This window comes from Bacillus aerolatus, from assembly GCF_009183655.1.
Lineage (GTDB): Bacteria > Bacillota > Bacilli > Bacillales > Domibacillaceae > Pseudobacillus > Pseudobacillus aerolatus.
Genome location: NZ_WEIO01000004.1, coordinates 296,921 through 308,832, shown reverse-complemented (window position 1 = coordinate 308,832; position 11,912 = coordinate 296,921). Strand labels below are relative to the sequence as shown.

Annotated in this window: 12 protein-coding genes; 5 read left to right on the top strand and 7 right to left on the bottom strand. The window is 41.8% G+C overall.

The window, feature by feature from the left end; all coding sequences use genetic code 11:
• The first annotated feature begins 97 nt into the window (after positions 1-97).
• Complete coding sequence (locus F9802_RS09310; RefSeq protein WP_152151208.1) at positions 98-499, top strand: hypothetical protein; 402 nt, start codon at positions 98-100, stop codon at positions 497-499.
• A gap of 107 nt (positions 500-606) precedes the next feature.
• Here F9802_RS09310 and F9802_RS09305 read toward each other — a convergent pair whose 3' ends face one another.
• Genes F9802_RS09305 through F9802_RS09290 form a run of 5 tightly spaced genes read right to left on the bottom strand, consistent with a single transcriptional unit; the run spans position 607 to position 5,865 of the window.
• Positions 607-2,199, bottom strand: a complete 1,593-nt coding sequence (locus tag F9802_RS09305) for a sodium:solute symporter family protein (protein WP_152151206.1) — start codon at positions 2,197-2,199, stop codon at positions 607-609.
• Positions 2,200-2,202: 3 nt separating this feature from the next.
• Entirely contained in the window at positions 2,203-2,379 is a 177-nt protein-coding gene (locus F9802_RS19615; protein WP_191991835.1) for a hypothetical protein, read from the bottom strand.
• A gap of 48 nt (positions 2,380-2,427) precedes the next feature.
• Positions 2,428-3,714 carry an ArgE/DapE family deacylase gene (locus F9802_RS09300; RefSeq protein WP_152151204.1) on the bottom strand — a complete coding sequence of 429 codons (1,287 nt, stop codon included), beginning with the start codon at positions 3,712-3,714 and terminating at the stop codon, positions 2,428-2,430.
• Positions 3,715-3,746: 32 nt separating this feature from the next.
• Entirely contained in the window at positions 3,747-5,000 is a 1,254-nt protein-coding gene (locus F9802_RS09295; RefSeq protein ID WP_152151202.1) for a M20 family metallo-hydrolase, read from the bottom strand.
• Positions 4,975-5,865 carry a carbon-nitrogen hydrolase family protein gene (locus tag F9802_RS09290; protein WP_152151200.1) on the bottom strand — a complete coding sequence of 297 codons (891 nt, stop codon included), beginning with the start codon at positions 5,863-5,865 and terminating at the stop codon, positions 4,975-4,977. Before F9802_RS09290 ends, F9802_RS09295 begins: the two co-directional genes overlap by 26 nt.
• Before the next feature lie 248 nt (positions 5,866-6,113).
• On the opposite strand from F9802_RS09290, the gene F9802_RS09285 reads away from it, so the two are divergent.
• Positions 6,114-7,541: a sigma-54 interaction domain-containing protein gene (locus F9802_RS09285; protein WP_152151198.1), complete on the top strand. Its 1,428-nt coding sequence runs from the start codon at positions 6,114-6,116 to the stop codon at positions 7,539-7,541.
• A 213-nt stretch (positions 7,542-7,754) separates the two neighbouring features.
• Here the strand turns inward: F9802_RS09285 and F9802_RS09280 are convergent, their stop codons facing one another.
• The gene (locus F9802_RS09280; RefSeq protein ID WP_404799155.1) at positions 7,755-8,141 is read right to left on the bottom strand and encodes a thioredoxin family protein; all 387 of its coding nucleotides are present in this window, start codon (positions 8,139-8,141) and stop codon (positions 7,755-7,757) included.
• 95 nt (positions 8,142-8,236) lie between these two features.
• Between F9802_RS09280 and F9802_RS09275 the strand changes: the two genes are divergently transcribed.
• The 3 genes from F9802_RS09275 to F9802_RS09265 all read left to right on the top strand — a co-directional run bounded on the left by F9802_RS09275 (position 8,237) and on the right by F9802_RS09265 (position 11,103).
• Entirely contained in the window at positions 8,237-8,704 is a 468-nt protein-coding gene (locus F9802_RS09275) for a hypothetical protein (protein ID WP_152151194.1), read from the top strand.
• Positions 8,705-8,863: 159 nt separating this feature from the next.
• Positions 8,864-10,033 (top strand): FtsW/RodA/SpoVE family cell cycle protein, encoded by a 1,170-nt coding sequence (locus tag F9802_RS09270; RefSeq protein ID WP_152151192.1) that lies wholly within the window; start codon positions 8,864-8,866, stop codon positions 10,031-10,033.
• A gap of 113 nt (positions 10,034-10,146) precedes the next feature.
• Positions 10,147-11,103: a C-terminal binding protein gene (locus F9802_RS09265; protein ID WP_152151191.1), complete on the top strand. Its 957-nt coding sequence runs from the start codon at positions 10,147-10,149 to the stop codon at positions 11,101-11,103.
• Positions 11,104-11,338: 235 nt separating this feature from the next.
• Here F9802_RS09265 and F9802_RS09260 read toward each other — a convergent pair whose 3' ends face one another.
• Complete coding sequence (locus F9802_RS09260; RefSeq protein WP_404799159.1) at positions 11,339-11,659, bottom strand: YnfA family protein; 321 nt, start codon at positions 11,657-11,659, stop codon at positions 11,339-11,341.
• Between the last annotated feature and the right edge of the window lie 253 nt (positions 11,660-11,912).

Sequence of the window (11,912 nt, the reverse complement as noted above, 5' to 3'; positions counted from 1 at the left end):
GCAAAGAAAAATGTTGTATCTTTTTTGTGCGCATTAATGGAATCATTCGTCTTTGCCCAGCTCTTTTTGCATACAATGTAAAAAGGGGTGTGGCACAATGAAGATCAGAGAATTTATTACAAATCCTTATATTCTTGTTGTTTTAGGCACATGGTTTCTCGCTTCTTTTCTAACAATCTTCTACATCAGCTGGACGCTCGCAGCGGTGGCGCTCACAGGCACTGTCTGCTTTTACCTCTATATCTCAGCCGTTTACCGCTTTGTCCTCTACAAAGGCATTCCTTGGCTTGAAAAAAGAGAAGATGACTTATTTATGTCTCTCTGGTACGCCTGGCCTGTCTATGTCCTTCTGTCAGTCACCCTCTTTTTTCTCGCCGGCGAACTATGGGCATTTGCTTACGCAGCTGGAGGAGCTGCCGGCATAGTGGCAAGTGAACTCATGCACCTCGGTAAAGAGGAACAAACAGAGGAAGAGGTGGGGAAAGTGAAGGTTCAGTAAAGGTGAATTTCCAGTCGGACTGCGATCGTCCAATAAAAAAACTGCCAGCCAACTTTCCGGATAAAAGTTGGCTGGCAGGGGATAGGGGTCATTCAGTATTCAAATGATTAAAAAGCCATATTTACAATAAAGTAACCCCAAAGTACAACAGAAATAACAACGAAGGAGACGGCGTAGACAAAGGTTTTTCTATACTCGCTTTTTAATTCTGCCAATCCATTTTTCTTCTTTAAAATGGATTGAATGGTGGAAGTTGAAAGCTTCGAAGTTTTTATTTGGTGATAATAGAATTGTTCGTGTTCATTTGGTTTTGTAAGAAAACCTGTTAATAAGAGCGCCAAAATTGAAATAATAAATGAAAGATAGAAATGATCAAAGTTTGGTGATAAGTGAATGATTTCATTTCTATTTAACTCTCCAAGAACAATAAAGCTGAATACCCCCGATAACATGCTGGCAATTGCAGCTTTACTATTCATTCTTTTCCATTCAAAGCTTGCGATGATCGTCGGCATCCATGAGACTGCGAAGATAGAACCGGCATAGACGGAAATCCAAAAGATTGACGAAGGCTGCATAATAGCAATAATACAGACGACAACGGCAATAACGACTTGAGCTAAGCGGCCTAAAATAAGCCCTTTCTTTTCATCTATATCTTTATGCAAAACATTTTCAAATAAATCCTTTGCCAGAGCGAAACCGGTTAATACAAAGAGCGTAGAAGCCGTTGACATGATGGAAGCCATGAGTCCTGCTAATCCCACACCTGCTAAAGCAGAAGGAGTGTAGTCCATTAAACCGACAATAAACATCCGATCGGCTGGATCAATGCCAGGCTGAAGCACTTGCATAGCAGCAGCGGCTAAGAAAATAAATATTTGCATTAATGGAGCGCAGAAAATACCAATGACGGCTGTTTTCAAAAGGACAAAATCATTTTTGGCTGGGAATACACGAGATACTAAAGCAGGTGTACAGCCGAAAAATAAAATCCACATTAAGAATTGGGAAATAACCCAGCCCATTGGCCTTTCAGCGGCTCCTGTGACTCCCCAATAATTCGGTATCACTTCTCCTAAGTTTTTAATTTGATCTAATCCAGCTTGACCAATAATTAATGGAGCAATAATTAAAGAAATGGCCAGCATTGTAAAGAACATAAGAGTGTCTGTAACAACTACGCCAAACATACCGCCGAGTGCGCTAAAGATTAAAAGTGCACCTGTAAATAATAATATTAAAATTGGAAACGGAATGTCCAAAATTTCTGCTAGCACAACTCCGGCGCCGATTAATTGAACAACCCCATAACCTAGCAAGGCGATAATCATAATGGAAACGGCAATGATAGTCACCCATTTATTATTAAAGCGCTTTTCAAAAAAATCGGGGATTGTCTGACAGCCTAAGGATTTCATTTTTCTACCTACATAAATAACGGCAAAAAGTGTGCCTAACCATGCACCGAACGAGCCGAATGCCGCATGTGGGACAGGCCCTTCATTATAAATCATACCGCCAATGCCTAATAAAGTAACTGCACTTAAATAGGTGGCTGCTAATGTTCCAACAATTAAAATAGTCGATCCTTTTTCACTCATAACATAAAAATCATCTTTGTTTTTTACATACCTAGTAACGGCAACACCCGCAATAATGTAGATAGCCACTACTATAAAGAATACGAGTTTCTCCATTTGCTAACTCCCCTTTTTTATTCTATTGCTTACATTCTTATTAGCGTTCAATTCCTCTTCTTTTTCTAACCTTTTAATGGTTGGCAAGTATTCTTTTCTTAAAATCCATATAACAATTCCTGCGGATAATAAAGTTGTTAAGATGGCATTTGAAAATAATAATAGTGCACCAATATTCATTGCATTTCACTCCTTTCGAAATGATAAATGTAAAATGTGGAACGTTATTTATTCTTTGTATTTACACCATTCAAGTAAAAAGGCGGCATATGTTTTTGTCACTCTTTTCACGCTGTCTAAGTCGATCCACTCGTTCGGTCCATGAAGGTTTGATCCGGTAGGTCCATAGCAAGTGGATGGGATATCGTAATAAAGGTTATAAAATCTTGCATCAGTCGTACCGGTAAAAGAACTAAATGTCAATGGCTCTTTTTCTATCAATTCGTGAGCTTTTCCTAATGTCTCGAATAGTTCTTGATTTTGATCAATGGCAAATCCCTCAGCGTGAAATCCGTAAAACGTGATTTCCGGCGGGTTTTCATTCAGCCACTCGTCCTTTTCGGATGCTTTTAACAAATAAGCATGTAATTCATTCTTAATATCTTGTGGATTAATGCCTGGTGAAAAACCGACCCTCGCTTCAATCGTACACTCGGAAGGGACAGTAGAAGGCCAATCTCCGGAATGGATTTTTCCAATATTAATGTTGTACGGATGCGGATGATTGGAGAAAGCTTCATGTTTTGGCCGGCTGTTTAATTCTTTTTCATAATCTAACAGGGCTTCGACCATTTTATAGCTTTTAACAATAGCGTTCACTGCTTGATCCGCTCTTTCTGTATGAGCGCCTAATCCTTTTACTTTAATCCGGACCCAGATAACGCCAACTTGAGCAGTTAATCCTTGTTGTCCTAACGGTTCAGGGATCAGTGCGGCATCCGCTTTAAAGCCTTCCTCAATCGCCGCGAGTGCGCCGTTTCCTGTACATTCTTCTTCTGTCACTGTTTTGATAATGACATTCGATGAAAGCTCAATACCTGCTGCGCGAACCGCTTTAAGGGCGAATATCATCGCGGCGACTCCTGATTTCATATCGGCTATCCCGCGGCCGTACATTTTATTGCCGACAATCGTTGCTCCCCACGGGTCATAGTTCCATGTCGAAGCGGGTTCCGGGCTGACGACATCGATATGCCCTTGAAAAATAACACTTTTTCCTTTCTGCTCTCCGTTTGCGCGATATTCCCCGATCACTACTGGCCGGTTTTCATATGACCATTCGGGTTTGGAATATCCAGGATGAGAGGATAGCTTTTCTATATCAGGGATAATTTTTGAAACAGTTAAGTTCAATTCTTTTTCTAAAAAACCGGCGATAAAGTGCTGTACAGGTCCTTCATTGCCAAGTGTGGAAGGGAATTGGCCGAGCTTTTGCAAAAATTGTACTTCTTCTTCCCACGAAGCATCTACTTCATCAAAAACTCTATTCATAACAGCATCAATTATTTTTTCCATTGTATTCACCTCTTATGAAAGTTTTAAAATATTTATCTATTTAGCTCTTTTTCTTTATTGGCAAAAGTTAATACAAGTTCCAATAGTACTTGTGCGCCTTTTTCAATATCCGCATCTTCGCTAAATTCCTCTTCGCAATGGCTGATGCCGCCAACGCTTGGAATAAAAATCATGCCGGTCGGCGCCATTTTATTCATATATTTCGCATCGTGGCCGGCACCGCTTATTAACCTTAATGATGAATAGCCGTGTTTTTCAGCCGCTGCTTCAATTTCTCCAATAATATCTTTAGAGAAAATCTCCGCTTTCATTTCGACGATGTCCTTAATGTGCATTTCCATTTTTTCGATCAATGCAGTGGTACTTAGTTTCTCTTTTATTTCATTCGTATACCGTTCTCGGACGGCATCTTCGGGGTGACGAATATCAATAGAAAAGACAGTTTGATCGGCAAGTGAGTTGGTCACATTAGGCGATGCTTGAATCCGGCCGACAGTGACTAATAGTCCGGGAACAGTTTCAGCTGTTTTATAAGTTTCTTGAATCATTTTTGCAGCTAACAACAGGGCATCTTTTCTGTTGTTCATTGGTGTCGTACCGGCATGGCTTGTTCGGCCATTAACCGTGACTTCTAGACAGCTAATTCCTTGGATACCGATGACTGCGCCGACAGAAGTGCCGCTATCTTCGAGTACAGGACCTTGTTCAATATGCAGTTCAAGAAAACAGTACAAATCCTTTAAGCGATTTTCTGTCGATCCGTTGTATCCGGTTTTTTCCAATTCTTCGCTGAATATTTTACCGTCCTTATCTTTCATATTCATGACAAATTCTACTGGAAAAGCATGGGCAAGAGCCCCTGAACCGAGCATGGCCGGCTCAAATCTTGCTCCTTCTTCATTTGTGAAGTTCACAATTTCAATGGGTCTTTCTGTCAATACGTTGTCGTCATTGAGTGTGCGGACAACTTCTAGAGCCGCCATTACTCCTAACACTCCATCGTATTTACCGCCTTTTGGCTGGGTGTCGAGATGTGAGCCGATGACGACCGGGGAAGCATCACGATTTTTCCCTTCCCGGCGTCCGTACATATTTCCAAAGTCATCTATGCGAACTTCAAGGCCACACTCCTTCATCCAAATCATAAATAGATCTCTTATTTGTTGATCTTCATCACTTAATGTCAGTCGGCACAGCCCTCCATTTGGCAATGTGCCATACTTTGCGCTCGTTTGAATAGAGGAAATAAGACGGTCTGTATTAATTTTGTACATTTGCTGTTTCATTGAGTATCACCTTCTTATCATCAGTTTTAATAATTTCCCCGTATAGATCCGGTCTTCTGGAAGTAAATAAGGAGTTGACTTGTTTATAAGGTTTTTCAGGCGTCGGAGGAAACACGACGTCTTTTTCTGTTGCCGCTTCTAAGTCGATCGTTGCGTAAATAATCGTCTCAGTCTGGCCATCTGCCTGGGCTATGATGGAACCGTCTAAATCATAAATCGTGCTTCTTCCTAAAAAGCGGAAGCCTTTCTCTACTCCAACCCGGCCGGCTGAGATGACATACACTCTGTTTTCATTCGCTCTTGTTGGCAAAAGCAAATCAACATGATCGTTTGCTGTCATTGGCAAGTTCGTGCTGTGAAGTAAAACTTGGGCACCTTGCAAACTCAAAACTCGTGATTGTTCAGGGAAACGGCTGTCATAGCAAATTAATAAACCAAGCTTTCCGAGCTTTGTTTTTGCGGGAACGAAAGGGGTGTCGCCTTTTTCAACAAAACGGTCCGCTCCTAGATTAGTTAAATGAGCTTTGCTGTATATTTGCAAAACCTTTCCTTCACCGAATAAGTAAAGCGAGTTAAACACTTGTTCATTTACTATTTCTAGAAGCCCGACAGCTATATAAATATCGTGAATTTCCGTCAGCTGATTAAATTGATTCGTCCAGTCCCCGTTTCTCGGCAATGCAATCTCTTTCGTTTCTTCCATTGAGTCAGCTCCGAGACCGGTTAATGCGCATTCGGGAAAAGCGATTAGTTTCGCATTTTGTTGTGCGGCTTCTTTTGCAAAATGTAAAACGCTTTCAATATTCTTGTCTATTTCACCAATTTTCGGATCCATTTGAACGGCCGCTGCTATGATATTATTCATTGAAATAGCACCTCCTACGTTTTTATAAAGCAAGATCCGTGCCAGCAGAAAGAGCGCAACGAGGACAAAAACAACTAAATTTTAGCGAAAAATAAATATATTATTGAAAAGTTTCTGAATATTGATTATGATTCTTTTAAAATCAATTCAAACGAATCGAAAACAATTCACTTAAATAGATTAATTTCCTCAGTAAATCAAAAAAACGAATCGGAATAGATTCGATTTTTAGCAGGGAAGGGGCAAATATGGAGAAACTATTACAATTAACGAAAAAAAAGCCTGAACTTTTTACTGATATTTTAGAATCCATTAAAGATGCCATCTATATTGTTGACCATGAAGGAACGACATTATGGATGAATTCAGCCAGTGAAGCGATGTGCCGTCTGCCGAGAAAGCAAATGATTGGAAGAAATGTGAGGGACCTTGAAAGAGAAGGAGTGTTTAACCCATCTGTTTCGCGGATGGCGCTGGAAGCAGGGAAAAATGTGAGCACGGTGCAAGTAATGGATGAAGGAAGAAAATATATTGCGACCGGTCATTTAGTGAAGGATAAAGAAGGCAAAGTAATCGTGTCTGTCGCCCACTGCCGCGACATTACAGAAGCGGTGAAAAACACATCCAAATTGAAGGAAACAGAAGAGCTACTGGAAAAATACAGCGCAGAAATTAGAAAGCTGACAAAAATTAATCCGAAAATAGGAGACTCAGTAGCTCTCATATTATCAGGAAAAAGCCGTAACCGTGTTGCTGCTGGAGAAATTATCAAAAAAATTGCTGCTGTTGATACGACAGCATTAATTACCGGTGAAACTGGAACAGGAAAAAGTGTAACGGCTGAAAAAATTCATTTGTTAAGCAAAAGAAAAAGCAAGCCTTTTGTGCAGATTAATTGTGCTTCACTGCCGGAAGCGTTATTGGAATCTGAATTGTTTGGCTATGAAAGAGGTTCATTCACGGGAGCGGCTTCTCAAGGAAAAGCAGGCTTAATTCAAGCGGCGGAACAAGGGACTCTTTTTCTAGATGAAATAGGAGAACTGCCATTACACTTACAAACGAAATTACTGCATTTTTTGCAATCAAAAAAGTATTTGCCGATCGGGGCGAGGGAATATAAGTATGCCGATGTCCGAATCATTACAGCAACGAATCGCAATTTGGAGGATATGGCGGCTGAGGGGACGTTTCGTTCTGATTTGTTTTATCGGCTGAACGTTTTAACAGTCAAGCTGCCGCCTCTGAGGGAAAGCATAGATGATATTGAAGAAATGGCTCGATACTTTTTAGATATTTTCAATGAAAAATATCGAATGAACAAAAGCTTTTCAGATAAAGTGGTAAAGGCTTTTCATCAATATATATGGCCGGGAAACGTAAGAGAGTTGGAAAACTTAATTGAACGTCTTGTCATTTTATCAGAGAAACTAATTGAAGAAAAAGATCTTCCACAAAAAATGATTCAACAATACAGAGACCCTAAGGCTGTGACAGCTTCATTAAATCATACGACAATGCCCGATCTGCTTGAAGAAATGGAAAAAAACATGATTTTGGAAGCACTCGAAAAAAAGAAGTCAACGAGAAAAGCTGCCAAGTATTTAGGTGTAACTCAGTCGCTGCTTATGAGAAGAGTGAAAAAGTATAACATTCAGCTAGTAGAGGAAGAGGTGTGAAGTTTAGACTCTATTAGTAACGCGGTGATTGGGGATTGCTAAATTAAAGTAGCTATTTACTGAAGCAGAGTGGTAATTACTGAATTAGCCGGTTGAATTCATCTGTTTGTAGTCAGCGCCGGCAGATTTACAGTCGGCCGCTCCCAATTTAAAATCAAACCGTCATATAGAACAAAAAAACGCCCGGGCTTAAAAGCGCCTGGGCGTTTTTCATTAGACGGATTGTAAAAATTCTACTACTTGTTCAGGTGATTTAGCGTTGGCACTGTGGAGATGGGCTTGCTTTTCGCCTTTTTGGAAAATAAGCAGGCTCGGAATGCCCATTACATCGTACTTTTCAGCGAGTTCCGGGAATTCGTCGCGGTCGATTTCAAACCAGTCGTATTGGCTGTATTCAGTAATAATATCGCCGATAAACATATCCATACGGCGGCAGTCAGGGCACCAGCCCGCCGTGAATTTCATGATGACTGGTTTTTCCTGTGAAATTAATTGTTGAAATTGGTCTGTGCTGTTTACTCTTTCCATATTTTCAGTCTCCTTCAGTTGTGATTTCGTCTTTAGTTTAGTACTTTGGGCGGCTAGAGACAAATGAAACATTTCAATCTGATTAAGCTTTCATTAATTAGGAGTAATTCGTTTCTGGTTTTTTTATAATAATGGGGTGACTAATTGCAAGCGGAAGGAGCGGTTACATGCATTTATCGTATGGAATAACGGGCTTTTATAACAGCGGAGAAAATCCGCCGCCGCGCAATGCGGGTAAGCTGTTTAAGCAAATGTGCTTTGAAGCGGCCCGGAGCATTGAAGCTGAAATCATCGCTTTTCATAAACCGCAGCTTAACACTAACTTTTTCGAAGCTGTTCTCGACAATGGCGTAAAGCGCATTCACGTTTTAATGAACGCTCATTATCCATTGATCGCTTTTGCGGCCTCGGTAGAATTTAGGCAAATTACATTTTATGATGAGCCGGCCTTAAGCGGAATGTTCAAAGGGTTTTACATCTGTGAGACGAAAGAGCTGAATCAATTGTTAAAAATAAAAAGTCATCCGGAATTATCTCTCCTTCACGACCATGACTTAAACAGCGCTGAAATGGGCCAAATTTTACACTGGCAGCCGCGCACGGTTGGGGAAGTAGTGTTTAATTATTGGGATTAATGGCTTAGAGAATAAAAAAAGATTTGACTATTTGACGTAATGGGTATCTCGGGTTTTGAACTTTTTTTCTTCTTGATGTCAGACCTTATACTATTGTGAAATGTCACATTAACGGTATAATGTAAGAAGTGTAATTTTATCAGAAAGAGGAATCGTTTTATGACGTCTCCAAAACAAAACTCCAGCCGTATTGATTACGGATTGATACTCATATTGTTAATGATGTTTATTACAAGCTGCATTGCGATTTACAGCGCCCAGACTACTGGGCAGTATAGTGATAATTTTGTGGTGAAGCAAATCTTTTTTTACATAATCGGAATTGCGATCATTGCGGTGGTAGTCCGGTTTGACTCCGACCAGCTGATGGGCGTGTCCTGGTATTTGTACGGGCTCGGCATTTTGCTTCTTGCCTTTTTAATCGTAGCGCCATCAAGCATCGCTCCGGTCATTAACGGAGCGAAAAGCTGGTATCAACTTCCTGGCCTGTCGTTGCAGCCTTCGGAATTTATAAAAGTGTTTTTAATTTTAACGCTTGCTCGTGTAATGATCGTCCACCATCAGAAAAATCCGGTGAAAACGATTCAATCAGATTTGTGGCTGATGATTAAGCTTGGGCTTGTGACGGCACTGCCGCTCCTGCTCGTTATGCAACAGCCGGACCTTGGTACATCGCTCGTGTTTTTGTCGATCTTGCTCGGCATGATTTTCGTTTCCGGCATCACGTGGAAAATTTTGATGCCGTTATTCGGCTCTGCTACAGTGCTCATCATCGGCATTTTTTATATGGTTCTTTGGCATCCACTCATCCTTGAAAAATATCTTGGCGTTAAGCAGTACCAGTTTGGCCGAATTTACTCCTGGCTCGATCCGTACAATTATGAAAGCTCAACTGGTTTCCATCTCACAAGATCGCTGCTCGCTATCGGCTCCGGCCAGACGATGGGGAAAGGGTTCGGCTACCGTGAAGTGTACTTGCCGGAAAGCCACACTGACTTTATTTTCAGCATCATCGGGGAAGAATATGGCTTTATTGGCGCCAGCATCGTCGTCAGTTTATTCTTCCTGCTGATCTATCACATTACGAAACTCGCTTTAAGCACGAAAATACCTTACTACACGTATATGTGTGCCGGCGTTATTGCTATGATTACGTTCCATGCGTTTCAAAATATCGGCATGACCATCGGGCTTCTGCCAATCACCGGCATTCCGCTCCCGTTCATCAGCTACGGGGGAAGTTCGCTCATGGGGAACATGTTCGCCATCAGTCTCGTCTTTTCAATGACCTTTAACGAGCGTCATTACATGTTTTCATCGGACGGATAGGGGAGCCTGCCACTCCTTGGTTTTTGCCAAAATACATCAAAGAAAACAGACTCCAAAGCGGGTCTCTTTTCTTTTAAATCATTTTCTGAAAAGTGTGAAAGGAGAAGTGAGCAATGACATTTAAAGTGCTGCTGACAGATTATGAATTTGAAAATTTAATATATGAAGAAAAGGTATTGAAAGAATCCGGCCTGGACATTCAATTTTTGAAAGCGCAGTGCTGGACGGAAGAAGAAGTGATCGCACACGCGAAAGACGCCGATGCGATTATTAACCAATACGCGCCTATCAGCCGGCAGGTGATTGAATCGCTTGAGAAGTGCCAAGTCATTTCCAAGTACGGTGTTGGTGTGAATAATATCGATATCGCAGCGGCGGCTGAAAAAGGAATCGTCGTCGCGAATGTCCCGGACTATGGCATGGAAGAAGTATCTAACCACGCGCTCGCACTGCTGCTCGCCTGGACGCGGAAAATTCCGCTGCTAAACGAAGAAGTAAAAAGAGGAAAATGGGACTTTAAATCGAGCGTGCCGATCCACCGCTTTGATCAGCAGACGATTGGCGTCCTCGGATTCGGGCGGATTCCGCGCCGTTTCGTGGAAAAAGTAAAGCCGCTCGGAGCGAAAATCGCAGTGTACGATCCGTTTGTCTCAGCTGCAGACATGGCGAAAGCCGGCGCAGAAAAAATGGAGCTGGATGAGCTTATTCGCGTGGCGGATTTCCTTTCCATTCATGTGCCGCTCAATGAACAGACACACCATTTAATCAACGAAGAGCGGCTCAAGCAAATGAAGCCGACGGCCGTCATCATTAACACCGCGCGCGGTCCAGTCGTGAAAGAAGCCGCATTAATCGAAGCGCTCGCCAATGGAACAATCGCCGGTGCCGCGCTTGACGTGACAGAATTCGAACCCGTCAGCCCGGACAACCCGCTGTTAAAAATGGACAACGTCATCCTTACGCCGCATAGCGCCTGGTATTCCGAAGAAGCGATGGTCGAAGTGAGGGAAAAAGCCGCGCTCAATATTGTGCAAGTGCTGAGCGGGAGACAAAGTCCATATGCTTTGTAAAGGCCGTGCATATTTTGAAGGTTCTCGTGCATAAATCAGATGTGGGCGTGCAGAAACTCATGGAACTCGTGCACAACGCCCGGCGACCGGTGCACAAGTCGTTGATTCCTGTGCAGAAAGCCATAATAGCTGTGCATAAACTCCAATAACAAGTCTGTAGCACCAATTAAGAAAAGGGCAGCCTAAAACCAGTGAATAACTGACCTTTAGGCTGCCCTTTATTCGTTATAGAAAGTTAGTGCCGAGGAGCCCAAAGGATCACAGAAACACCGAGCAAACAAATAAATGCCCCGATCCAATCGTATACATCTGGTGTTTTCTTATCAACGAGCCATCCCCATATAACCGCCAGGACAATAAATACTCCTCCATAAGCGGCATATACTCTCCCGAATGAAGGAAAGGACTGAAATGCAGCAATAACGCCGTATAAAGCCAAAGCTATGCCGCCGAACACCCCCAAGTATATCGGCTTTCCTTCCCTTAGCCAGAGCCATATAAGATAACCGCCGCCGATCTCAGCTAATCCTGCAAATAAAAATAACACAATCGCCATCACTATTTTAACCACACCCTTATAACCATTCTAATAATTCCAGCAAAAAAGCTTATAGATTAGTATAGAGTAAAGAACTCAAAATCGCACTCGCATTTCCCTATACAACCAATGTTACATAAAGATTTTGCGGTGAACTAGAAAAGCTGATTCAACGGGCTTGATCATAAGCGTCATCTGCCGAGAGTTTTTTTATATAATAAAGAGAGAACGTTTAGGTCTTAGAGAAAAAATATAAAATAATTAGACTAAT